The 21,952-nt window shown below is 60.0% G+C and carries 24 protein-coding genes; 12 read left to right on the plus strand and 12 right to left on the minus strand.

Features of this window, described 5'->3' with window-relative positions:
• Positions 1 to 112 precede the first annotated feature (112 nt).
• The gene (locus FHT85_RS09590) at positions 113 to 514 is read left to right on the plus strand and encodes an acyl-CoA thioesterase (protein WP_112397994.1); all 402 of its coding nucleotides are present in this window, start codon (positions 113 to 115) and stop codon (positions 512 to 514) included.
• An 8-nt stretch (positions 515 to 522) separates the two neighbouring features.
• Here FHT85_RS09590 and FHT85_RS09595 read toward each other — a convergent pair whose 3' ends face one another.
• The 3 genes from FHT85_RS09595 to FHT85_RS09605 are packed head-to-tail and all read right to left on the minus strand — an operon-like array spanning position 523 to position 2,388.
• Complete coding sequence (locus FHT85_RS09595; RefSeq protein WP_112412446.1) at positions 523 to 1,080, minus strand: biotin transporter BioY; 558 nt, start codon at positions 1,078 to 1,080, stop codon at positions 523 to 525.
• A gap of 28 nt (positions 1,081 to 1,108) precedes the next feature.
• Entirely contained in the window at positions 1,109 to 1,711 is a 603-nt protein-coding gene (locus FHT85_RS09600) for an energy-coupling factor transporter transmembrane component T family protein (RefSeq protein ID WP_112412445.1), read from the minus strand.
• The gene (locus FHT85_RS09605) at positions 1,711 to 2,388 is read right to left on the minus strand and encodes an energy-coupling factor ABC transporter ATP-binding protein (protein ID WP_112412444.1); all 678 of its coding nucleotides are present in this window, start codon (positions 2,386 to 2,388) and stop codon (positions 1,711 to 1,713) included. The genes FHT85_RS09600 and FHT85_RS09605 overlap by 1 nt, the downstream gene beginning before the upstream one ends.
• 208 nt (positions 2,389 to 2,596) lie before the next feature.
• Between FHT85_RS09605 and FHT85_RS09610 the strand changes: the two genes are divergently transcribed.
• From FHT85_RS09610 to FHT85_RS09620, 3 genes are all read left to right on the plus strand, one after another.
• A complete protein-coding gene (locus tag FHT85_RS09610; RefSeq protein ID WP_112412487.1) occupies positions 2,597 to 3,787 on the plus strand; it encodes a winged helix-turn-helix domain-containing protein in 1,191 nt (396 codons plus the stop codon).
• A gap of 73 nt (positions 3,788 to 3,860) precedes the next feature.
• On the plus strand, positions 3,861 to 4,919 hold the full coding sequence (locus FHT85_RS09615; protein WP_112412443.1) for a dipeptidase: 1,059 nt from the start codon (positions 3,861 to 3,863) through the stop codon (positions 4,917 to 4,919).
• 77 nt (positions 4,920 to 4,996) lie between these two features.
• Positions 4,997 to 5,542, plus strand: a complete 546-nt coding sequence (locus FHT85_RS09620) for a GNAT family N-acetyltransferase (protein ID WP_112412442.1) — start codon at positions 4,997 to 4,999, stop codon at positions 5,540 to 5,542.
• A 109-nt stretch (positions 5,543 to 5,651) separates the two neighbouring features.
• On the opposite strand, the gene ribB is transcribed toward FHT85_RS09620, so the two are convergent.
• Both ribB and aroC read right to left on the minus strand, forming a co-directional pair.
• A complete protein-coding gene (gene ribB, locus FHT85_RS09625) occupies positions 5,652 to 6,755 on the minus strand; it encodes a 3,4-dihydroxy-2-butanone-4-phosphate synthase (protein WP_112412441.1) in 1,104 nt (367 codons plus the stop codon).
• A 10-nt stretch (positions 6,756 to 6,765) separates the two neighbouring features.
• Positions 6,766 to 7,863, minus strand: coding sequence for a chorismate synthase (gene aroC / locus FHT85_RS09630; RefSeq protein ID WP_112412440.1), 1,098 nt, complete (start codon positions 7,861 to 7,863; stop codon positions 6,766 to 6,768).
• A gap of 307 nt (positions 7,864 to 8,170) precedes the next feature.
• On the opposite strand from aroC, the gene FHT85_RS09635 reads away from it, so the two are divergent.
• The gene (locus tag FHT85_RS09635) at positions 8,171 to 8,431 is read left to right on the plus strand and encodes a DUF1344 domain-containing protein (RefSeq protein WP_015339036.1); all 261 of its coding nucleotides are present in this window, start codon (positions 8,171 to 8,173) and stop codon (positions 8,429 to 8,431) included.
• A gap of 110 nt (positions 8,432 to 8,541) precedes the next feature.
• On the opposite strand, the gene FHT85_RS09640 is transcribed toward FHT85_RS09635, so the two are convergent.
• The 4 genes from FHT85_RS09640 to FHT85_RS09655 all read right to left on the minus strand — a co-directional run bounded on the left by FHT85_RS09640 (position 8,542) and on the right by FHT85_RS09655 (position 12,031).
• Positions 8,542 to 9,138, minus strand: a complete 597-nt coding sequence (locus FHT85_RS09640; RefSeq protein WP_112412439.1) for a histidine phosphatase family protein — start codon at positions 9,136 to 9,138, stop codon at positions 8,542 to 8,544.
• 17 nt (positions 9,139 to 9,155) lie between these two features.
• Positions 9,156 to 9,974, minus strand: coding sequence for an enoyl-ACP reductase FabI (gene fabI, locus FHT85_RS09645; RefSeq protein ID WP_015339039.1), 819 nt, complete (start codon positions 9,972 to 9,974; stop codon positions 9,156 to 9,158).
• 121 nt (positions 9,975 to 10,095) lie between these two features.
• On the minus strand, positions 10,096 to 11,259 hold the full coding sequence (locus FHT85_RS09650; protein WP_112412486.1) for a DnaJ domain-containing protein: 1,164 nt from the start codon (positions 11,257 to 11,259) through the stop codon (positions 10,096 to 10,098).
• A 313-nt stretch (positions 11,260 to 11,572) separates the two neighbouring features.
• Positions 11,573 to 12,031: an RT0821/Lpp0805 family surface protein gene (locus FHT85_RS09655; protein WP_015339041.1), complete on the minus strand. Its 459-nt coding sequence runs from the start codon at positions 12,029 to 12,031 to the stop codon at positions 11,573 to 11,575.
• 64 nt (positions 12,032 to 12,095) lie between these two features.
• Here FHT85_RS09655 and pdxH point away from each other — a divergent pair, with 64 nt between their 5' ends.
• Positions 12,096 to 12,716, plus strand: coding sequence for a pyridoxamine 5'-phosphate oxidase (gene pdxH / locus FHT85_RS09660; RefSeq protein WP_015339042.1), 621 nt, complete (start codon positions 12,096 to 12,098; stop codon positions 12,714 to 12,716).
• 2 nt (positions 12,717 to 12,718) lie between these two features.
• Here pdxH and FHT85_RS09665 read toward each other — a convergent pair whose 3' ends face one another.
• A complete protein-coding gene (locus FHT85_RS09665; protein ID WP_112412438.1) occupies positions 12,719 to 13,777 on the minus strand; it encodes a polysaccharide deacetylase family protein in 1,059 nt (352 codons plus the stop codon).
• A 227-nt stretch (positions 13,778 to 14,004) separates the two neighbouring features.
• On the opposite strand from FHT85_RS09665, the gene FHT85_RS09670 reads away from it, so the two are divergent.
• Both FHT85_RS09670 and FHT85_RS09675 read left to right on the plus strand, forming a co-directional pair.
• Positions 14,005 to 15,324 (plus strand): D-alanyl-D-alanine carboxypeptidase family protein, encoded by a 1,320-nt coding sequence (locus tag FHT85_RS09670; RefSeq protein WP_112412437.1) that lies wholly within the window; start codon positions 14,005 to 14,007, stop codon positions 15,322 to 15,324.
• A 108-nt stretch (positions 15,325 to 15,432) separates the two neighbouring features.
• Positions 15,433 to 15,741, plus strand: a complete 309-nt coding sequence (locus FHT85_RS09675; RefSeq protein ID WP_112412436.1) for a pyrophosphatase — start codon at positions 15,433 to 15,435, stop codon at positions 15,739 to 15,741.
• 15 nt (positions 15,742 to 15,756) lie between these two features.
• Here FHT85_RS09675 and tldD read toward each other — a convergent pair whose 3' ends face one another.
• Both tldD and FHT85_RS09685 read right to left on the minus strand, forming a co-directional pair.
• Complete coding sequence (gene tldD, locus FHT85_RS09680; RefSeq protein WP_112335493.1) at positions 15,757 to 17,172, minus strand: metalloprotease TldD; 1,416 nt, start codon at positions 17,170 to 17,172, stop codon at positions 15,757 to 15,759.
• A 63-nt stretch (positions 17,173 to 17,235) separates the two neighbouring features.
• On the minus strand, positions 17,236 to 17,859 hold the full coding sequence (locus tag FHT85_RS09685) for an invasion associated locus B family protein (protein ID WP_112412485.1): 624 nt from the start codon (positions 17,857 to 17,859) through the stop codon (positions 17,236 to 17,238).
• 337 nt (positions 17,860 to 18,196) lie between these two features.
• On the opposite strand from FHT85_RS09685, the gene coxB reads away from it, so the two are divergent.
• From coxB to FHT85_RS09705, 4 genes are read left to right on the plus strand one after another with little or no spacing between them, the layout of a single operon-like run.
• A complete protein-coding gene (coxB, locus tag FHT85_RS09690; protein WP_112397980.1) occupies positions 18,197 to 19,087 on the plus strand; it encodes a cytochrome c oxidase subunit II in 891 nt (296 codons plus the stop codon).
• Between the two features lie 13 nt (positions 19,088 to 19,100).
• Complete coding sequence (gene ctaD / locus FHT85_RS09695) at positions 19,101 to 20,795, plus strand: cytochrome c oxidase subunit I (RefSeq protein ID WP_112397979.1); 1,695 nt, start codon at positions 19,101 to 19,103, stop codon at positions 20,793 to 20,795.
• A gap of 58 nt (positions 20,796 to 20,853) precedes the next feature.
• Positions 20,854 to 21,813 (plus strand): heme o synthase, encoded by a 960-nt coding sequence (locus tag FHT85_RS09700; RefSeq protein ID WP_112412435.1) that lies wholly within the window; start codon positions 20,854 to 20,856, stop codon positions 21,811 to 21,813.
• Positions 21,810 to 21,950: a hypothetical protein gene (locus FHT85_RS09705; RefSeq protein ID WP_015339051.1), complete on the plus strand. Its 141-nt coding sequence runs from the start codon at positions 21,810 to 21,812 to the stop codon at positions 21,948 to 21,950. Before FHT85_RS09700 ends, FHT85_RS09705 begins: the two co-directional genes overlap by 4 nt.
• Positions 21,951 to 21,952 lie beyond the last annotated feature (2 nt).

Below are 21,952 nucleotides of genomic sequence, written 5' to 3' on the forward strand. Positions count from 1 at the left end.
ACAATGTCAACAATCCATCTTAACCACTTTGGAATGGCGCCCGTTTACTTATCGAAGCGTGGTGTTAAGCTTTCATTAAGGTCAGTATGGCGTCGGCCAGGGTTATTGCGTCATGGCAAGAGTAGAACGATCCGATGTCATCGAGGTAAGGGTGCCGCCGCGCGATGTCGACCGGCACGGCCAGATGTTTATCGCATCCTATATCTCACAGGCAGAGACCGCACTCTCGAACTTCTGGCGCACGAGGCCGCTTGTCGACGACGAGCCCGTCTACATCGCCAAGAAGGTATCCTGTTCGCTGCACCGTGCCTTGCACTATGATGAACTCGCCCGCTACTCGATCAGTGTCAACAAGATCGGCGGCAAGTCGGTCGGTTTCGTCGTGGCGGTCGAAACCGGCAACGAACTGGCGGCGGAGGTGGAAATCCTCTGGCTTGCGGTGCGCGGCGACGAGCATGATCCCGTGCCGCTGCCGGAAGACACGCGCGACTGGCTCTATAAATATCTGGCCTGAGCCGAGTTTTAGCTGCGCTGCGGCAGAAGCGGATAGCCGACCATGACGGCGCGGCCGACCAGGGCCGCGACCACGGCCTTGACGATATCGCCCGGCACGAAGCCCAGAGACCCGATAAACGCCTTGCCGAAGCCGATATTGATGGCGAGCCAGGCAATGCCCAATGCATAGAGCACCACGACACCGCCAATGACGGCAGCGATGAAGAAGCCGATTCCCTGAGATAGGCCGCTCTGCTCCGGCTTCACCAATCTCTCGGAGAGATAGCCGGTGACGAAGGCTGCGAAGATCCAGCCGACGAAGAAGCCGGCCGTCGGGCCGGCAAAGACCGCAAGGCCGCCGCGTCCGCCCGACAGCACCGGTAGGCCGATGCTGACAAGAACGACCACGAGCAATACCGCGATCGCGCCACGCGTTGCGCCTAGCACGACGCCGGCAAGCATGACGCCGAGCGATTGCGCCGTGATCGGAACCGGAATGATGCCGATCGGGATCGGCGGCAAGAGGCCGAGCGCCACGATGATGGCGGCAAACAGCGCTGAAAGCACGAGATCGCGGGTGTTCATGGCGGTTCCTTCCAACAAAGTCCCATGTTCATTGACGCCGAATGCCGCGCGCGTCAATCGCAGCAGCAATATTGTCCGCATCGCGCAGTGTCAGAATGATCAGCGGCGCGAGCGTGGTTGCGAGGCGAATCTTGATCCCACGGGCCTGATGCGCTTCGCGGATTGAGCGGTAGCGATCGAGAATTTCAGGCACAAAACGGATGACGAGGCCGATCGCAAGGCCGATATCAGCGGCTTTCAGCAGGCCTAGCCTTTCGAGCGGCGTGGCAAGGGCGGTGATCTCATCAATGAAAGCAGCCATCGATGTTGTCGCGGTCACCGTGGCGGCAAATAGCGCCAGCGCGGTCAATCGCAGCGCCGTAACGATGGCTGCGTGCAGCGGGCCGACGATTGCCGCGAATATGGCCAGGACGGCAATCGAAACGAGGATAGGTCGCAGCCGCTTGAGCGCCTCTGCAACTGGCAGGCCGCACCGAAGATAAAGGGCGGCGCCGACAAGGTTTGCGCAGGCGAGCAGCACGATGGACTGCGTCAGAAACAGCAATACGCCGAATGCGGTCAGCGCAAGCAGCTTCACGCGCGGCGAGAGCCGATGCATCCATGTATCCGCATCCACATGCAGCGTCTGCATCAGCCGGCAATCTCCCTGTAGCGAGCGATCGCTTCCTCTGCCGGAGCATCGGCAACAAGCCGGCCCTGGTCGAACAGCAGTACACGGTCGAAATCCTCAAGTAGCGGCAGGTCGTGGCTGATGACGATGACATTCTCTGGAAGCGTTGCCATGGTCTTCTGAACGAGCGCCCGATTCTTCAGATCGAGTTGGTTTGTCGGTTCGTCCAGAATGAGGATATCCGGGCCGGTGACCAGTACCGAGCAGAGTGCGGCCATCTGCAACTCACCGCCGGAAAGCTCATGTGCCCGCCGCGCGCCGAGATGGCTAACGCCAAAACGGTCAAGAATGCCCTCGACCGCGGTTTCGATCTGCGCCTTGTCATATCCGCGCGCCTTGAGCCCAAAGGCAATGTCGTCGCGCACGACGGGCAGGATGATCTGGTTCTGCGGCGACTGGAAGATATAGCCGACCTTGCCGAGCACTTTGGCAGCGTCACCGACCGTATCGAGCCCGTCGACCACGACCCGCCCGCTCGTCGGCTTGACAAGCCCGTTGATCAGCCGCGCAAAGGTTGTCTTTCCGGAGCCGTTGAGGCCGATGATGGCAATACGACGCTCTTGAAGCGTCAGGCTCAGCGGGAACAGCGCAGTGCGCTTGCCGTAATCGACGCCGGCATTTTCGAAGCGGATGTCCAAGCGGCTTCCTTGTTCGGTAAGCTGGAGCGGTTCAGCGTTTCACGGAACCTCAGAGCCGCTCCAGCCTTTTATTGTCTCGCAATCCCGGACGGAAAACCGCTACGCACTTTTCCTGGAGTTGCTCTATCGCGGAGCTATAGCGCATCACTTCGATTTATCAAATCAGGGCCTCTTTGAAAGCATGGGAATTTATGCCTATGATCCGCCCATGACGAATCTGCTCTCGAATCGTGACGCCCGCCGCGTGTTCCTTGCCAAACAGGGGCTTGCCAATCCGCCGAACCGCGCCTTGACCAAGGCGGGGCTGTTGCAGCTCATCCATGACATCGGCTTCGTGCAGGTCGATAGCATAGGCACCGTCGAGCGTGCCCATCACCAGATCCTGTTTTCGCGCAACCAGACCTATCGGCGCGAGCACCTGACGGAACTTCTGGAAAAGGACGGCGCGCTCTTCGAGAACTGGACGCACGACGCCTCCATTCTACCGAGCGCATTCTTCGTCTATTGGAAGCACCGTTTTCGCCGCGAGGAAGCGGCGATCATCGAACGCTGGCGGAAATGGCGCGGCGAGGGGTTCGAGGCGGCTTTCGAGGAAACCTACGAGCGCGTGCTGAAGAACGGCGCGATCACCGCCCGCGAGGTCAAGGCGGAAGATCATGTCTCCGGTGGCTGGTGGAACTGGCACCCCAACAAGACGGCGCTCGAATATTTCTGGCGCACCGGCAAGTTCGCGATCGCCGGCCGCACCAATTTCCAGAAGGTCTATGACCTCGTGGAGCGTGTGCTGCCGGCCCATTTCCATGAGCCGGAAGTCGAGCATGACGAATTTGTCGATTGGGCCTGCCGCAGCGCGCTGCAGCGTCTCGGCTTTGCGACCTCAGGCGAGATCGCCGCCTTCTGGGATCTCGTGACACCGCAGGAGGCCAAGAGCTGGGTCGAGACGCATCGCGACGAGCTGACCGAAGCGCTGATCGAGCCTGCCGCTGGCGGCAAGCCTCGCCCTTCGCTTGCTTTCCTCGACTTTCATGACACGCTCGATAGTCACGCCGAAGCGCCGGCGCGTATCCGGGTGCTTAGCCCCTTCGATCCCACGCTGCGCGATCGCAATCGCACCGAACGCCTGTTCGGCTTCTTCTACCGCATCGAGATCTTCGTGCCCGAACCGAAGCGCGAATACGGCTATTACGTTTTTCCACTCCTCGAAGGAGACCGTCTGATCGGACGGATCGATATGAAGGCCGACCGCAAGGCGGGAACGCTTGACGTCAAGCGCCTGTGGCTTGAACCGGGCGTCAAGGCATCGGCCGGCCGGCTGGAGAAGCTGGAGGCAGAACTGGAGCGTATCGCCCGTTTCACCGGCGTCGAGAAGGTCGTGTTTCTCGAAGGCTGGCGGGGATGACCCTTGCTTTTCGAGAGATCGGTGGTGAGCGGCATCCGGGGAACGGCCGCTGATTTTTGGGGACAGCGATCGCATGGATAATGTTCGGATCTTCGACGGGCACAATGATGCGGTCCAATTCATGCTGGATTATAGACCCGACGGCCGTGATTTTCTGGTTCGGTCCGAGACAGGGCATCTCGATCTTCCGCGGGCGCTCGAAGGTGGCTTGGCTGGCGGATTGTTTGCGATGTACGCCGCGCCGGGCCAAGAGCCGGTGGATGACCTGACGATCACCCATGATGGCTACGAAGTTCGCTATGCTGAAGCTTTGCATCCGGACCATGCCCGCCGGCAAATCGACGGACAGCTTTCGGCCATAAAGAAGCTGATTGGACGTTCGGGCGATAAAATCCGTCTGGCAACGAGCGTTAGCGAGATCGAGGCGGCACGACATGCCGGCGTCTTTGCCGTCGTGCTTCATATGGAAGGCGCCGACGCCATCGGCCCCGATCTCGGCTATTTGGATAGCATGCACAGTGCCGGCCTTCGATCTCTGGGCATCGTCTGGAGCCGCCCGAATATCTTTGGTTACGGCGTTCCGTTCGCCTATCCGAGATCGCCCGACACGGGACCCGGCCTCACGGATTTGGGAAAGGATCTGGTCAGAAGGTGCAACGAGCTGGGGATCATGATCGATGTTTCCCATCTGAACGAGCGCGGATTTTGGGACGTGGCCGCATTGAGTACCGCTCCGCTCGTCGCCACCCACGCCTGCGCCCATGCCATATGTCCGTCGACGCGAAATCTCACCGACCGGCAATTGGATGCTATCCGCGATACAGGTGGCGTCATCGGGTTGAATCTTGCCGTCAACGATATCCGCGCGGATGCCAATCTTGACGAGCACACCCCGCTCGACGCCGTTATTCGCCAGATCGATTACCTCATCGCTCGCGTTGGACCCGAGGGAGTCGCTCTGGGATCGGATTTCGATGGTGCCGTCATGCCCCGCGAGATCAAGGACGCAGGCGGCTTGCCGCGTCTCCTCGACGCCATGCGCAAAAGTGGTTTCGACGAGCTGACCTTGCGAAAATTCGCGTATGACAATTGGCTTCGCGTGTTCAACCTCACATGGCCGGATCGATCATGAGCTTTGTCACCTCCTCCTTGAGAGGACATGGCTAACTAAGTCCAATATGCAGAAGAGCACCCGAGGAGAAGAGTTCATTGTCGTCGCTGATTCTAAAAGGCCGCAATGTCAGGCTCCGCCCGCCATGTGCTGAGGACGCCGATGAGCGCCTCCTCTTGGGCACCAATGCCGAGATCGCGGAAATGTATGGCGTCAACAAGGAGGATATCAAGCCCATCACTCGGGAGGCTGCGGTCAGATGGGTTCAGGGTATTGCCGATCACCCTCACGCATGGGTTATCGAGATCAATGGCGTCTTTGCCGGCGAAATCAGATTGGACAACATCAATCTTCAGGACAAGCGCGCGACGATGGCGATCGGTATCAGTAATCCCGCTTTGCTTGGCAAAGGGTTTGGCACGGAAGCGATCACTCTCCTGTTACGCCATGCCTTCAGTGATATGGAGCTGCACCGCATCGGAATACGCGTGCTCGCCTACAACCGGCGTGCCATCCGCGCCTATGAGAAATGCGGCTTCGTTGTCGAGGGAAGGGAGCGGGAGACGGCCTATGTCAACGGCAGCTGGCACGATGACATCATGATGGGGCTGCTCGATCGCGAGTTTTTGGCACCTCCCCCGTAAGGGAGGTCGCCGCATAGTGAGGGGCACGAAATGATCCTGAGTTCGAAGAGACATCACGCTGCCCCTCGGAGCTTCGCTCCGACCGTTCGACTCAAGAGTAGATCGAAGATCAGCAGATCTCCGTCTTGGCGATCTTGATCCCGAAACCTTCCAGGCCGACATAGTGCCGCTCGCGGCTGGTGAGCAGCTTGATCGAGCTGACGCCGAGATCCTTCAGGATCTGAGCACCGAGGCCGATTTCCAGCCATTCGCTATCCCGCGTCTGCGCTTCGGCATGCGCCTCGCGGCCGGCCTGGCGCGATTTGCGGCCGTTGTCGAAATGGCCGACGCCGACAGAGCCCTCGCGCAGATAGACGATGATGCCGCGGCCCTCTTCGGCGATCTTTTTCATGTAGAAATCGACCGGGCTATTCTTGCCGAAAATATCCTCGGCAACGTTCTCCGGATGCAGGCGGACCGGAATGTCGATACCGTCGCGGATGTCGCCGAAGACAACGGCAAGGTGCTGCATTGGATCCCAGGGTAGCGAATAGGTATGGGCGCGCGCCTTGCCGAACGGAGTCTCGACATCAAAGCTGGCGCCGAGTTCGATCAGCGTTTCCTTGCGCTGGCGATAGGCGATGAGATCGGCGACCGAAACAAGCTTCAGCCCGTGCTGCTCGGCGAAGCTCACCACCTGCTGACCACGGGTGACGGTGCCATCGTCATTGACGAGCTCGCAGATGACGCCGGTCGGCGGCAGGCCGGCAAGCTTGCAAAGATCGACCGCAGCTTCCGTATGGCCCGAACGCATCAGCACGCCGCCTTCGCGGGCAACGAGCGGGAAAATATGGCCGGGGCGGACGAAATCGGTGGGGCCGACATTCGGATTGGCGAGGTTGCGCACCGTCAGTGTCCGGTCGTCGGCGGAAATACCGGTCGTGGTCCCATGCTTGAAGTCGACGGAAACGGTGAAGGCCGTTGTATGTGCTGAGTCGTTTTCTGCGACCATGGCATTGAGGTTGAGCCGCTTGGCTTCTTCGCGCGGCATCGGCGTGCAGACGATACCGGAGGTGTGGCGAACGATGAAGGCCATCTTGTCGGGCGTGCAGTGTACGGCGGCAACGATCAGGTCGCCTTCGTTTTCGCGGTCGTTATCGTCCATGACGACGACGATCTCGCCGGCTTCGAAAGCCCGGATGGCATCGACAACGCGCTTCTGGTCATACGGCATCTCGAAATTCCTATCTCTGCTGGCCCGTCTGGCCACGATCTCTCAGATAATGGTCGGCAACCGCGCAGGCAACCATGGCTTCGCCGATCGGCACCGCACGAATGCCGACGCATGGATCGTGGCGGCCCTTGGTGCGCACATCGACGTTGTTGCCATCGGCATCGATCGACTGGCGTTCCGTCAGGATCGACGAAGTCGGCTTGATGGCAAAGCGCGCGACGATGGGCTCGCCTGTGGAAATGCCACCCAGGATGCCGCCGGCATGATTGGATAGGAAAATGCGCTTGCCGTCATTGCCCATCCGCATGGCATCGGCATTTTCCTCGCCTGTGAGTTCGGCGGATGCAAAGCCTTCCCCGATTTCGACGCCCTTGACGGCGTTGATCGACATCAGCAGCGAGGCGATATCCTGATCGAGCTTGCCGTAGATCGGAGCGCCAAGCCCAGCCGGCACGCCTTCAGCCACGACTTCGACAACTGCGCCGATCGAGGAGCCAGCCTTGCGGATGCCGTCGAGATACTCTTCCCACACTGGCACGATGTCCGGATCCGGCGCAAAGAAAGGATTTTGGTCGACCTGAGCCCAGTCCCAATTGGCACGGTTGATCTTATGTTTGCCGATCTGCACCAGCGCGCCGCGGATGGTCACGCCGGGCACGACGAGACGGGCGATGCCGCCGGCGGCGACACGCGCTGCTGTCTCGCGGGCCGAGGAGCGCCCGCCGCCACGATAATCGCGAATGCCGTATTTGACGTCATAGGTATAGTCGGCATGGCCGGGACGATAGCGTCGGGCGATTTCGCCATAATCCTTCGAACGCTGGTCGGTATTCTCGATCAGCATCGAGATCGGCGTTCCGGTCGAGATCATCGTCTCGCCGTCCTCATCGAGCATGATGCCCGACAGAACCTTCACGAGATCGTCCTCGCGCCGCTGCGTGACGAAGCGCGATTGCCCCGGCTTGCGCTTGTCGAGCCAGGTCTGAATGTCCTGCAGTTTGAAACGGAGGCCCGGAGGGCAGCCGTCGACGACGCAGCCGAGCGCCGGGCCGTGGCTTTCGCCCCAGGTGGTGACGCGGAAGAGGTGACCGAATGTGTTATGCGACATGTAAAACGACCGGATTAGCGCAGCCTGACGGCAGGCCGCGTCTTGTCACTTGCAATTGCGGCCCACTCATAGGCCAAAATGCCGACAAGACAAAATCTTTCTTTCAGTTGCCTCGGAAACGGCGCTCAGCCATTTTCTTCCTCAGGCATCGGCATGGTAAACAAAGATTAATCCGAATTGTGGATTGTGACGATGCATTCACCAATTGGGCGGGCGAAGTCATTATTGGGGGCAACTTCCGCCATATTCGACGTGTTTTCTAGGCCGCATAAGAAATCATAATCAATTTACCTGAAGGGTGACGACGATGCGCTTCTTTGTAGCGACGCTTTTGGCCACGGCAAGCCTGCTTGCTCCTGTCGCTGGTTTTGCTGAGAGCGCGGATGTCGAGGCCGTCATCAAGAAGGTTGATGCGAAGAACTTCAATATCACGCTGGATGATGGCAAGAGCTATCAGGTGCCGGAGGATTTCGATTTCAGCGGCCTCCAGGCCGGTGTGAAGGTCGTGGTCTTCTATACGGAAGTCGACGGCAAGCGCGTCGTCAACGATCTTGATATCGTCCAATAAATCCCGGCTTGGCCAGGCACTCACCCGGTGCGGGTGAAATCCAGAGTTTTCGATCGAGCGATTTCAGGCGTTCTCCGAAATAACGGTCCCCGGCCTAATCCCAAACCGCGTTACATCCAGCCAATAATCTTCATTTCCGGATCGACTTTCAGGATCTGGTCCTGATGGATGGGGATTTCGGCCGCCTCTTCCTTTTCGACATCCCCGATCAGGCGAAACAGCGTGCGTATAACGCCGCCATGCGTGACGCAGACCGTCGGGCGGTCGACGGACGTCAGCCAGGCGCCAACGCGCCAGGAGAGAATTTCGTAGCTTTCGGCATCATCGCCGGGCGGGATGAAATCCCATTTGTTGGCCTTGCGCTCGGCAAGGCGGTCAGGCTCGGTCGCCTTCAATTCCTTGAGAGTAAAGCCTTCCCAGGCCCCGAAGGACACTTCGACCAACCTGTCGTCAGTGCTGTAGTCCTTGGGCGGCAGCCCCATGGCCTGCCGAACAATTTCCATGGTTTCTCGGGTGCGCCGCAACGGACTGGCGACGAAATCGAAGGGGATGTTTTCGAAGGCAAGGATTTCCGCAAGATCGACGCCGTTTTGCCGCGCCTGTTCGCGGCCGATGGCGTTCAGATCGATATCCTTCTGCCCCTGCAGCCGGCGCTCGGCATTCCAGTCGGTCTGACCGTGGCGTATCACATAGAGGATGGGCGACACGGTCAGATTCCTGTTAGTCAGTCCTTCGCGACGGAAATGTCGGGCGCGTCCACGGCCTTCATACCGACCGTGTGATAGCCGGAATCGACGTGGTGGATTTCGCCGGTCACGGCCGTCGACAGGTCCGACAGCAGGTAGAGGGCGGAATTGCCGACTTCGTCGATCGTGACAGTCCGCTTCAGCGGCGCGTTGTACTCGTTCCACTTCAGGATGTAGCGGAAGTCGCCGATGCCGGACGCTGCGAGCGTCTTGATCGGGCCTGCCGAGATCGCGTTGACGCGGATGCCGCGGCTGCCGAGATCGACTGCGAGGTAGCGTACGCTTGCTTCGAGAGCGGCCTTGGCGACGCCCATGACGTTGTAATGCGGCATGACCTTCTCCGCACCGTAATAGGTGAGGGTAATCATGGAGCCACCGTCATTCATGATTCGCTCGGCACGCTGTGCAACCGCCGTGAAGGAATAGACGGAGATGTCCATCGTCTTCGTGAAATTGTCACGGCTGGTATCGAGATAACGGCCGGTCAGCTCGTCCTTGTCGGAAAACGCAATGGCATGCACGACGAAATCGATCTTGCCCCATTTCGCCTCGAGCGTGTCCATGACGGCATCGATCGTTGCCGGCTCGGTCACGTCGCAATGGCCGGCCATGAAGGCGCCGAGTTCCTGAGCGAGCGGCTCGACGCGCTTCTTCAGGGCATCGCCCTGCCATGTCAATGCGATTTCGGCTCCGGCATCCGAGCAGGCCTTGGCAATACCCCACGCTATCGAACGGTTGTTTGCTACGCCGAGGATGACGCCGCGTTTGCCTGCCATGAGGCCAGTGGCTTGAGCCATATTATGCTCCCTTGAACTTTAGATGAACCTGCCTATGGCATAGGCCGACCCCCGGTTCAAGCATCGTAAAGATCATCAACTGTTAGGGATCGTAACAAAGGGTGCTGTTGTCACCAAAATTTCACAGGAAAAACCCTTCGCGCATACTCCGCATGAGATCCGTGACCTTGTCGTCGGGTTTTTCCCAGAGCATCAGCCGCAATTCGACAATGAGATCGCCTTTTGCGCCATTGCCGTTGGGCAATCCCTCACCGGAAATGCGAATGATCTGATCCGAACCGGACCATGCCGGCACCGTGATCCTGACCGGCCCGTTCAATCCCTCGACGGTTGTCTCGCAGCCAAGGACCGCATTTTCGATGCTGACAGGCAATATGGTGCGCACATCGCTGCCTTCGAGCGTGAAGCGCCCGTCGGTCGACAGATGCACAGTGACGGCGACATCGCCGCGCAGCATGCCCTGCAGTTTCAGCCCCTGGCCCTTGAGGTGCAGCACCTGACCGTTGGAGATATCCGTCGTTGCCTGAAAGCGCGCCTCGCGGCCATCGGGCAGCGGCACGATGATCCAACGGCTCTTCAGCATGTCGTCGAGCGTCACCGTGGCTTCGGCAGCGACCTCCGGGGTTTTTTCCGGTGGCTTTTCGGGCACAGTGCCGCCCGTGATGCGCCGCACCAGAGAGCCGAGGATGCCGAAGGCCGAGCGCGAGCCGGCCGACGCGGAGACCGCTGCGTACTGCTCTTCTTCCATCTGCAGCTCTTCCGATGCTGCGGTAGTGGGCTGTTCCCGCGGCTTTTCCGCCTGTTGTGTGCCGACATCAGCCGTGGCTTGTGCTTGCTGCGCCTGGCCGGTCTTCACTCCGAAAATACGCTCGACCATATCTTCCGGCGATTCGGCGGCATTACCATGTTGGCCGGATGCCGCCGAGGCTGCTGCCTTACGGGCATTGGCCCGGGCGAGCTCTTCCATGATCTTGTCGGCATTGGCACGCGCGGCCTTGGCTCGTTCGGCGGCCTCCCGTGCCGCCTGCCGCTGCTGTATGATTGTCTGTTCCTGGCTCTGGCCCTTCGCCTCGGCCATACGCGCGATCTGATCGTAGCGGCTGCGCTTCTGGGGATCCTTCAACGTCTCGTAAGCACGGCCGATTTCGGCAAATCGCTCCGAGGCCGTTGGATCGCCCGGATTGTGATCGGGATGAGCAGTTTTTGCCAGATTGCGCCAGGCGGATTTGATTTCGTCCGCCCCCGCATCCTTCCTAACGCCCAGCACCTTATACGGATCCCGCATCTTTCCCGCCATCATTCGTGGGTGTGCCCTGCCCCATCGCAGCACCCCAAGCAAAGAACCAATTGATAGCGCTTCGCCGTCCTGCTTCCTGTCATGGGAGGCAAGGGTGATGCGCCGATGAGCCGATCCTGCGGGAAGAGTTGCTAATCAGGCGTTACGGCGGAGAGGGGCAGCAGATCCCCATTTCGGGGCATGGTTAGCCAATCGCTAACAAGCGGTGCCAAAATCGCAGTCGGACGGAGAGCGTAGATGTCAACATCACGCGTACGGAAGCAAAAATGTTTTGGAGGCGATGGAAACAGGAGAAAGGCGATCAGCCCGCCTGCTGGAAGCTCAGCAACTGCCATTCGCCGAGGCCGACAAGGCAAGTCCTGCCAGAGAAGTTGGCAACGCCCTGATAGGAATGCCGGCTCGTGCGGAATTGGCGGCAGACCACGCCGGATGCATTGCTTTCGACAATCGTGTCGATGACGCCGGCGCTGCCGGTCGAGGTGTTTGCCCAGGGTATGGGCTGTCCGTTGAGCTTATTGAGATCCGCCGAGGTGACGGCATTGCGCACTGTGGTCTCGTCGGAGATGCTGTCCGCTGTCACCGGTGCCGTCGGCACAGTGCCCGTCGATACGCTGCGATCCACTTTGGCCGAGCTCAGGTAGTCCATGCCGCCGCCGACGCAGCCGCCAAGGGTGAAAAGGGAGATGAGGGCGACAGCCATCGTCACGCCTTTTGCAAGCTTGCGCTTTGTATGAACGATCGACTTTGCTATGACTTCCACCCGAACTTCTTGGCCAGCCAGAGGGGCCGGCGGTTATTAGGAATTGCGGAGCTTTTGAATTAATATGTCGGAAAACGAGTTAACAAGCGGTGACTTCACCGAGCAGAACGAACCTTTCAGTCTCTTTGCGTCCTGGCTGCGTGAGGCGGAGACCACCGAACCGAACGATCCGAATGCGGTAGCGCTGGCAACGGTGGATAAGGATGGTTTGCCAAATGTCCGCATGGTTCTTCTGAAAGGTTTCGATAGCGACGGATTCGTATTCTATACAAATTTCGAGAGCCAGAAAGGCCAAGAAATTCTTTCCCAGAAGAAAGCCGCCATGTGCTTCCACTGGAAGTCGCTGCGTCGCCAGGTGCGTTTGCGTGGCCTGGTTGAAGTGGTGAGCGATAAGGAAGCCGACGAGTATTATAAGACAAGGCCTCGCGGCAGCCGCATCGGGGCTTGGGCGTCAAAGCAGTCGCGCCCTCTGGAAGGCCGCTTCGCGCTGGAAAAGGCCGTCGCCGAATATACCGCCCGTTACGCGATCGGCGATATTCCGCGCCCGCCTTACTGGTCCGGCTTCCGCATCCGGCCGCTGTCGATCGAATTTTGGCACGATCGCCAGTTCCGACTGCACGATCGTATCGAATTTCGTCGCGATATGCCTGAAGGCGCCTGGCAAAAGGTGCGGATGTATCCGTAACCTTATGCCGTTTCCCGGCGCCCCATCAGCCGCATGGGGATGCCGGATGCAAGCGCCGACGCATAGCGAGGCTTCTGATAATGGCCGTTCAGCGATAGCCGCGGCAGCAGCAGCGGTGCATTGTTGTTTGTCGTCGTGATCGTGCCGGGGCGCGTGGTGACGCCGACGGAAAAGCCGAGCTCTGCCGCAAGCCGGCCCTCGCGCGGCGAGGCGGCTTCGTTCGTGCCATAGGGGTAGGCGATTGTGGTGGGCCGCTTTCCGGTGATGTCGGCGACATAATCGGCCGAGAGTGCTATTTCCGCGGCCGCCTCCGCCTCGGGGAGCCTTGCCAACGCTCGATGGCTCACCGTATGAGCGCCGAGCGAGGCAAGGGGATGGCGTGCGAGCTGCCGCAATTCGTTCCTGTCCATGATCGATGCGCGGACGATGTCGAGTGGTTCCAGGCCATGACGCCGGGCAAGCTCATCGATCCGGCCGACAGCTTCGCTTTCTTCGTCGCTGTGGACGAAAGCGGCGAAGCGGGCGAATGCGGCATGCTTCTGGCTGTCCTTGCCGAGTGGCAGAAACTCGTCTCCCGACCCGAAATCGAATGTCACCCGATCCAGCCGGCCAAGCAGCTCGGCTAGCGTCTCCCACCATATGCTATGGGTCCGCTCCGAAAGCCCCTGGGCGACGAAGACGGTGAAGGGCACATTGTGGCGCGCAAAGATCGGCAGGGCATAATCGAGATTGTCCCGGTTGCCGTCATCGAGCGTGAAGGCGACGAAGGGTGGTCTGCCGGAAGCCTCTTTTGCCCGTGACGGAAGAGCGTCGAGTGCGATGAACTCATAACCGTCTTGTTTCAACCGTGCGATCGCCTGATCGAGAAAGTCGGGCGAGACCTCCAGATGCGCATTGGGCGCAAAACGGCGGGGGAGGGCAGGGCGGACGTGATGAAGGGTGAAGATAGTGCCGAGGCCGGCAACGTCGCGCATTAGCCCCGCACCCTTCAAGATTGCGGCGGCTTCCAGTCCGCTTGAGATCATCGTGCGCTTGAGGCGGACCTTGATGCCCTGTTCCATGCGGCTCGACCCGGTTGATCAATGTCAACGCTGTAGCGCATCCCCGTTAATCCTTACTGAATCTTTGTCATAATTTCCAATGCGTTAATGCTTATTTTACCAGGAAAGGCAAAATTGAAGAACTATCGAGGCTGTTGCCTCAATATCGCACCGGTATCAGGCTTTTTGTCGCAAAATCGTACAGGGATTGATGCGGTGTGTTGGCATTCTTTCGGTTGGGGACAATTATGAAACGACTTCTGATGGCTTTGTCTGCGGCCGTCTTGCTGTTGAGCGCTCCCGTGGCGAGCTTCGCTGGCAGCGCCTATTTCATCATGGATGCAAAGACCGGCAACGTGCTCGCATCCAGCAATGCGGATGACCTCAACCATCCGGCATCGCTGACCAAGATGATGACACTATACATGACCTTCGAAGCGATCCACCGCGGCAAGCTGAGCTGGAATACCCGGATCCCGGTTTCGCGCTTCGCCTCTGCCAAGCCGCCCACCAAGCTGGGCCTCAAGCCCGGCGGCACGGTGACCGTCCGCGAAGCCGTCGATGGCATGATCATCAAGTCCGCCAACGACGCCGCCACCGCCATGGCGGAAGCGCTTGGCGGCAGCGAAAGCGGCTTTGCGCGGATGATGACGCAGAAGGCGCGCGAACTCGGCATGCGCCGCACCACCTTCCTGAACGCCTCGGGCCTGCCGAACATGCAGCAGTGGACGACGGCGCGGGATATGTCGACGCTCGCCGTGGCGCTCATCAACAACTATCCCCAAGAGTACCGGCTCTTCTCGCAGACGAGCTTCAACTATCGCGGCCATAACGTGCGTGGCCATAACAACCTGATGTATCGCTATGAAGGCATGGACGGCATCAAAACCGGCTATACGAATGCCTCCGGCTTCAACCTCGTCAGCGCCGTGCGCCAGGGCAATCGCCGGGTGATCGGCGTCGTCATGGGCGGCGCCACCGCGCGCGGCCGCGATGCGATGATGGCGTCGCTGCTGGATCGCTATGTGCCCAAGGCAGCCCCCGTCGCGACATCGCGTCTGATGGCGAGCGTCGGCGGCGGCAAGATGGGCAAGCAGGTTGAAGTGGCGTCTGCATCGGACGATGTTGCTGTCGATGTTGATGCCCAGACCACTGCCACGACGACACCTGCGCCGGCGCGCAAGCGTACCGAGGTTGTTCCGATGGCATTTGCGGCAGCGTCGAACGTTACCGTACCGATGGATCGCCCGGCCGCGATGGACGAGATCCTCGTCGACAACAAGCAGACGGCAGCCGTCAGCAAGCCGGTGGTATCCGGAAGCTGGCAGGTGCAGATCGCGGCGACGCCGACCGCCCAGGCTGCCAAGGATATTCTCTCGGAAGCGAAGTCCAAGGCCGGCAATGCGCTCGCCAATGCCTCGCCCTATACCGAGGCCGTCGGCAAGGGTGCCAGCACGGTCTATCGCGCCCGCTTCACCGGCTTTGCAAGCCGCGACGATGCGAATTCCGCCTGCTCTGCTTTGAAGCGTAAGGACTTCGATTGCATGCTGCTGCCCAGCAAGGGTTGAGCATAATCTCGATCGGGATAACGGTGAGCCGGCGGAGCCATCTCCGCCGGCTCGACTTTTTTGCGGGAATCGTTCATTGATGTCTGGAACATAAAGGGAACGATCGCAATGTTGAAAGATCTGATGGAGCAATTCGAAATGGCTTCGGCGCGCTATGCTGCCGATAACGGCATGGAGCGTGACGACGATTGGTTCGTGCTGAAACTCCAGGAGGAGATGGGCGAGCTGATCCAGATCTGGAACAAGGTCACCGGCCGTGGACGGCGCAAGGGCATGAGCGATGCGGAACTGGCGACCGCACTTGCCGACGAAACGGCCGATGTGCTCGGCCACATTCTTTTATTCGCGCATCGCAACGGCCTGGATTTGACCGCTGCGGTGGAGCGCAAATGGCGTTTTCGTCCCGAGGTGTGCTAAGCGCCTCAAGAACGATTAGGTCTTGGTGCCGCCCACCGTGATCTGATCCATCCTGAGATGCGGCTGGCCGACGCCGACAGGAACCCATTGGCCGGCCTTGCCGCAATTGCCGATCCCGGTATCGAGCTTCATGTCGTTGCCGATCATCGAAACGCGCTTCATCGCATCCGGCCCGTTACCGATCAGCATGGCGCCCTTGATCGGAGCGCCGACCTTGCCATCCTCGATGAGATAGGCTTCCGTGCAGCCGAAGACGAACTTGCCCGAGGTGATATCCACCTGGCCACCGCCGAAGGAAACGGCATAGATGCCCTTCTTCACCGAGGCGATGATTTCCTCCGGCGTCTTGTCGCCGCCGAGCATATAGGTGTTGGTCATGCGCGGCATCGGCGTATGGGCATAGCCCTGGCGGCGGCCGTTGCCGGTCGCCTTCATGCCCATCAGCCGCGCATTCTGCCGGTCCTGCATGTAGCCGACCAGCTTGCCATTCTCGATCAGCACGTTGTAGGCCGATGGCGTGCCTTCGTCGTCCACGGTGATCGAGCCGCGGCGGTTCTCGATCGTGCCGTCATCGACGACGGTGACGCCGGGAGCGGCCACCATCTGGCCCAACAGGCCGGCGAAGGCCGACGTCTTCTTGCGGTTGAAGTCGCCTTCGAGCCCATGCCCGACGGCCTCGTGCAGCATGACGCCCGGCCAGCCGGAACCGAGCACGACATCCATCGTACCGGCAGGCGCCTCGATCGCCTCCAGATTGACAAGCGCCTGACGCAGGGCCTCGTCGGCGCCGTAGTGCCAATTGTCCGCTGTGACGAAATCACCGAAGCCGATCCGGCCGCCGGTGCCGAAGGAGCCGGATTCCTGCCGGTCGCCGTCACCCACGATGACGGAGATATTGACACGCGTCATCGGCCTCACATCGCGAACGCGATGGCCATCGGCGCGCAGGATGTCGACCATCTGCCAGCTTGCGGCGATGGATACCGTCACCTGGCGCACCTTGTCGTTCTTGTCGCGCAGATAGTTGTCGATCCGCTGCAGGAGCTTTGCTTTCTCCTCGAAACTCGGCGTGCCGATCGGGTTCTCGTCGCCATAGAGCACCTTGTTGGTGCGCTGGGGCGCGGCCGCGTAGGAGCCGGCATAGCCCGATGTCACCGCGCGCACCGCGTCGGCGGCGCGCTTCAATGCGGCCTCGGAAAGATCCCCCGCATGGGCATAGCCCACCGCTTCGCCGGCGACGGCACGAAGGCCGAAGCCCTGCTCGGTGTTGAAGCTGCCGCCCTTCATCCGGCCGTTGTCGAATGTCAGCGATTCCGCCTGGACATGCTCGACGAAGAGTTCGCCGTCATCGGCGCCGGACAGCGCCTCGGCAACGATGCCGCGCAGCTTGGCTTCATCGGCATCAAAAAGGGTAAGGAGATCGGTATTCATGGATCAGGTGCTCCGTTCAGAGCCGATGTAGGCTTCGCACCGCGCAAGAGCAAGCCCATCCGGTCAGGGAAGGGCGTCGTAGCCGTCCGCAAAGCCCTTCAAATCTACAGGGATGCCGATGCCTTCTTCCGGCGACTGGAAGACGATGAAGGTTGCTGTGGCGCCGCTGCGCAGCGTCTTCAGCAACTGGTCCTCCAGCACAACTTCGGCATAGCAGCCATCGGAGAAGCAGCGCACGAAATAGGCGCGGCCGATATCCTTGCCGTCGATATTGAGGCCGAGACCGTTTGGCAGCAGCACGCCGAGCGGCGCCAGCACGCGCAGGATCTTGGACTTGCGGTCAGCCGTCTTCAGCACGACGACGGACAGACCGATTTCCGGACGATCCTCGGCGATCACGTTCTGCATCAGCGCGCACTGCTCAGTCGCCGCGCCTGCCGGCTTGTCGCACACGACGGACCATGCACCGTGGCTGGACCGGACCGTACCCGGCGGTTGCGGAACCTGGCTTGTAGGCACCTGCTGCGTATGCGGCTGCTGCTGGCCCGGCTGGTCCGGCTGCAACTGTTGGGTCTGCTGCGCCGGCGGCTGAGTCTGCTGGCCCTGCTGCGCCCATGCGGGTGCGGCAACTGCGGCAGCGACGCCGCCGGTAACGAGCAAAAGCCGGGCGAGGGAACGAAAACCCATGGAAACCTCTAGATTCGAATCAGTGCCGCTATTGTTGAAGCCCAGGCCGGCAAATGAAAAGCCCCGGCTGCTGGATTCCAACCGACTACGGCGGAAATACGACCTCTACTCCATTTTGTCCCGGCGGCGCCATGGACCGCGATGCAATTTTTCGTATGATGATGAAATGCTTGCCATGTCCGCGACAAGCTTGGGGGGATATTCGCGCAAAAATGCCGCACTAACAAATGTCGTGAGTTGTTGCGGAGCACCCCAAACTGTGGTTTGAAGCGCAATGGATTGTAGGGATACTGCGTTTGAGGAAGATCTGGGATCAAACGCTGGAGGGAGAGACATCGTGATTAAGAGAGCTTACGCGGCTCTGGCGGCTATGATCTGTCTGCTTTTTGCGACAGGTAGCTACGCCGATCAGCCGAGACCTTGGGAAACCGGTATGCAGCAGGCGGCAACCGGCAACATGCATCAAATCCGCTGGTTTGAGGCATACACGCTTTGGTTTATCATTCCGATCACGCTGCTTGTTCTGGTCCTGCTGGTGGTGGTCATGGTCAAGTTCCGGGCGTCCAAGAACCCGGTTCCGTCCAAGACGAGCCACAACACGCTGATCGAAGTCGTCTGGACGATCGGACCGGTCCTCATTCTTCTCTTCCTGGCTATTCCCTCCTTCAATCTTCTGACCGATCAGCTGACGTTCCCGGAAAAGACGGATGTCACCGTCAAGGCGACGGCGACGCAATGGCAGTGGAATTATGAATATGAGGGCAGTGGCGCGACGCCGGTCGCCTTCGACTCCTTCATGCTGAAGGAGCAGGACCGCGCCGCCGCCGGCAAGGACGATAAGTCGAAATATCCGCGGCTGCTCGCCGTCGATAACGAAATGGTCGTTCCCGTCGGCAAGAACGTGCGCCTTCTCATCACCGCCGCACCGACCGACGTCATCCATTCCTTCGCCTTGCCTGCATTTGGTGTCAGGATTGACGCCATTCCGGGCCGTCTGAACGAAACCTGGTTCAATGCCGACCGCGAAGGCCTGTACTATGGACAGTGTTCCGAGCTCTGCGGCAAGGATCACTCCTTCATGCCGATCGCCATCCGTGTCGTCTCCGACGATCAGTACAAGCAGTGGCTTGCCGCTGCTGCAACCGATGTCGGCAAGGCGAACAAGGCTCTAATGGCCGCCGTCGATCAACCGACGACCGTCAAGGTCGCGGAAAACACGGCGAAGTAAGAGGGTAAGAACAATGGCTGGATCCAAGGCACACGACGATCACTCGCATGATCTTCACGACGCCCACGCGCACGACGATCATCACGCACACAAGCAATCTTTCGCTGATCGTTGGCTGTTTTCGACGAATCACAAAGACATCGGCACGCTTTATCTGATCTTCGCGATCTTTGCGGGCGTGATCGGCTTCCTCCTTTCCGTTGCTATCCGCATGGAATTGCAGGAGCCCGGCATCCAGATCTTCAGCGGTCTGGCATCGATGGTCTATGGCTTTTCGGGTGATGCCGCCATCGATGGCGGCAAGCAGATGTACAACGTCTTCGTCACCGCCCACGCGCTGATCATGATCTTCTTCATGGTCATGCCGGCGATGATCGGCGGCTTTGCCAACTGGATGGTGCCGATCATGATCGGCGCGCCGGATATGGCTTTCCCGCGCCTCAACAATATCTCCTTCTGGCTGCTCGTTCCGGCCTTCCTGCTGCTCATCCTCTCGATGTTCGTCGAAGGCCCGGCAGGCGCTTACGGCGCGGGCGGCGGCTGGACGATGTATGTGCCACTGTCAGGTACGGTCGGCCATCCCGGCCCGGCGATTGATCTGGTTATCTTCGCGCTGCATATCGCCGGTGCCTCCTCGATCCTCGGTGCGATCAACTTCATCACCACGATCCTGAACATGCGCGCTCCCGGCATGACGCTGCACAAGATGCCGCTGTTTGCCTGGTCGGTTCTGATCACCGCCTTCCTGCTGCTTCTGTCGCTCCCGGTTCTTGCCGGCGCCATCACCATGCTGTTGACCGACCGCAATTTCGGCACGACCTTCTTTGCGCCGGAAGGCGGCGGTGACCCGCTGCTCTACCAGCACCTCTTCTGGTTCTTCGGCCATCCGGAAGTCTACATTCTGATCCTGCCCGGTTTCGGCATGATCAGCCACATCATCTCGACCTTCTCGCGCAAGCCGATCTTCGGCTATCTCGGCATGGCCTATGCCATGGTCGCGATCGGCGCCGTCGGCTTCGTCGTCTGGGCCCACCACATGTATGTGACCGGCCTGTCGCTCGACACGCAGCGTTACTTCGTCTTCGCGACAATGGTCATCGCCGTTCCGACAGGCGTCAAAGTCTTCTCATGGATTGCGACGATGTGGGGCGGTTCGATCCAGTTCCGCACGCCGATGATCTGGGCGCTCGGCTTCATCTTCCTGTTCACGCTCGGCGGCGTCACCGGCGTCCAGCTCGCCAATGCCGGCCTCGACCGCGAACTGCATGCGACTTACTTCGTCGTGGCACATTTCCACTATGTTCTGTCGCTTGGCGCCGTCTTCGCCATCTTCGCCGCCTGGTACTACTGGTTCCCGAAGATGACCGGCTACATGTACAATGAACGGATCGGCAACTGGCACTTCTGGATCACCTTCGTCGGTGTGAACATGGTGTTCTTCCCGCAGCACTTCCTGGGTCGTGCGGGCATGCCGCGCCGCTACATCGACTATCCGGATGCCTATGCCGGCTGGAACTTCGTCTCCTCCATCGGCTCCTATGTCGCAGCCGTTGGCCTTTGCTTCTTCTTCTGGGGCGTTATAGATGCCTTCGCAAAGAAGCGCGTCGCAGGCGATAATCCCTGGGGTGAGGGCGCAACCACGCTCGAGTGGCAGCTGTCGTCGCCGCCGCCGCACCATCAGTGGGAAGAGCTGCCGCGCATCAAGTAGCTCATTTCCGGACGCCGTGATAAGCGGCGTCCGGTTCAACGGATAATTGGAAGAAAGAATGACGGTCATCGACAATCACGAAGCGCTCGCAAAGCAAGGCGAAACCGGCCTGTCAGAAGCGGGTGCGCGCGATTATTTCGAGCTTCTGAAGCCGCGCGTGATGTCGCTGGTCGTCTTCACGGCCTTTACCGGCCTCGTATTGGCTCCCGGCCATATCAACCCCGTTCTCGGCTTCATCGCGATCCTCTGCATTGCGGTCGGTGCCGGCGCATCCGGTGCCTTGAACATGTGGTACGACGCCGATATCGATGCCGTCATGACCCGCACCAAGAGCCGGCCGATACCTTCGGGCCGTATCAATCCCTCGGAAGCCCTGGCCTTCGGCTTGGTGCTGTCGGGCTTTTCGGTGACGATCCTCGGTCTTGCGATCAACTGGCTTTCCGCCGGCATTCTCGCCTTCACCATTTTCTTCTATGCCGTCGTCTACACGATGTGGCTGAAGCGCTCGACGCCGCAGAACATCGTCATCGGCGGTGCTGCCGGCGCTTTCCCGCCCGTCATTGGCTGGGCCTGCGTCACCGGCAGCGTGCCAGTCGAGAGCATCGTGCTCTTCCTCATTATCTTCCTCTGGACGCCGGCCCATTTCTGGGCACTGGCACTCTTCAAGATGGGGGATTACGAGGCCGTCGGCGTACCGATGCTGCCGAATGTCTCCGGCATCCCAACAACGAAGAATCAGATCGTCGTCTATGCGGTGCTGACCGCCATCTTCGGCGTCGTGCCGGCTTTCATGGGCTTTGCGAGCTTCGGCTATGGCGTCGTTGCAGCGGTGCTCGGCGCGATCTTCGTGCACTGTTCCATCGCCGTCTGGCGCATGGCCGATGGCGACGTGAAGATGGTGCCGGCAAAGAAGCTCTTCGGCTTTTCCATTTTCTATCTCTTTGCGATCTTTTCCGCGCTGCTGATCGACCGGCTCGTTGCCGTGCTGATTTCGGGTGGTGCCGGAGGCTGGCTATGATAGAGCTCGTCAAGCTGACCGAGGCGCAGAAGAAGTCGCGGCGAGGGCGCAACATCGCGCTCGGCCTCGTACTTGCCGGTCTGGTGGTGCTGTTCTACGCGATCACCATCATCAAGGTCGGTTCCGGACACGTTTGAGG

This window comes from Rhizobium sp. BK312 (assembly GCF_014193605.1).
Taxonomy (GTDB): Bacteria; Pseudomonadota; Alphaproteobacteria; order Rhizobiales; family Rhizobiaceae; genus Rhizobium.

Coding starts and splice junctions, on each gene's coding strand:
- fabI (WP_015339039.1), bottom strand. CDS start 9,974: ATGGCTCAAGCCACTGGCCTCATGGCAGGCAAACGCGGCGTCATCCTC.
- tldD (WP_112335493.1), bottom strand. CDS start 17,172: ATGAATACCGATCTCCTTACCCTTTTTGATGCCGATGAAGCCAAGCTG.
- FHT85_RS09675 (WP_112412436.1), top strand. CDS start 15,433: ATGTTGAAAGATCTGATGGAGCAATTCGAAATGGCTTCGGCGCGCTAT.
- FHT85_RS09665 (WP_112412438.1), bottom strand. CDS start 13,777: ATGGAACAGGGCATCAAGGTCCGCCTCAAGCGCACGATGATCTCAAGC.
- FHT85_RS09650 (WP_112412486.1), bottom strand. CDS start 11,259: ATGCGGGATCCGTATAAGGTGCTGGGCGTTAGGAAGGATGCGGGGGCG.
- FHT85_RS09595 (WP_112412446.1), bottom strand. CDS start 1,080: ATGAACACCCGCGATCTCGTGCTTTCAGCGCTGTTTGCCGCCATCATC.
- FHT85_RS09700 (WP_112412435.1), top strand. CDS start 20,854: ATGACGGTCATCGACAATCACGAAGCGCTCGCAAAGCAAGGCGAAACC.
- ribB (WP_112412441.1), bottom strand. CDS start 6,755: ATGCCGTATGACCAGAAGCGCGTTGTCGATGCCATCCGGGCTTTCGAA.
- FHT85_RS09600 (WP_112412445.1), bottom strand. CDS start 1,711: ATGCAGACGCTGCATGTGGATGCGGATACATGGATGCATCGGCTCTCG.
- FHT85_RS09670 (WP_112412437.1), top strand. CDS start 14,005: ATGAAACGACTTCTGATGGCTTTGTCTGCGGCCGTCTTGCTGTTGAGC.
- ctaD (WP_112397979.1), top strand. CDS start 19,101: ATGGCTGGATCCAAGGCACACGACGATCACTCGCATGATCTTCACGAC.
- aroC (WP_112412440.1), bottom strand. CDS start 7,863: ATGTCGCATAACACATTCGGTCACCTCTTCCGCGTCACCACCTGGGGC.
- FHT85_RS09590 (WP_112397994.1), top strand. CDS start 113: ATGGCAAGAGTAGAACGATCCGATGTCATCGAGGTAAGGGTGCCGCCG.
- FHT85_RS09705 (WP_015339051.1), top strand. CDS start 21,810: ATGATAGAGCTCGTCAAGCTGACCGAGGCGCAGAAGAAGTCGCGGCGA.
- FHT85_RS09615 (WP_112412443.1), top strand. CDS start 3,861: ATGGATAATGTTCGGATCTTCGACGGGCACAATGATGCGGTCCAATTC.
- FHT85_RS09610 (WP_112412487.1), top strand. CDS start 2,597: ATGACGAATCTGCTCTCGAATCGTGACGCCCGCCGCGTGTTCCTTGCC.
- FHT85_RS09685 (WP_112412485.1), bottom strand. CDS start 17,859: ATGGGTTTTCGTTCCCTCGCCCGGCTTTTGCTCGTTACCGGCGGCGTC.
- pdxH (WP_015339042.1), top strand. CDS start 12,096: ATGTCGGAAAACGAGTTAACAAGCGGTGACTTCACCGAGCAGAACGAA.
- FHT85_RS09635 (WP_015339036.1), top strand. CDS start 8,171: ATGCGCTTCTTTGTAGCGACGCTTTTGGCCACGGCAAGCCTGCTTGCT.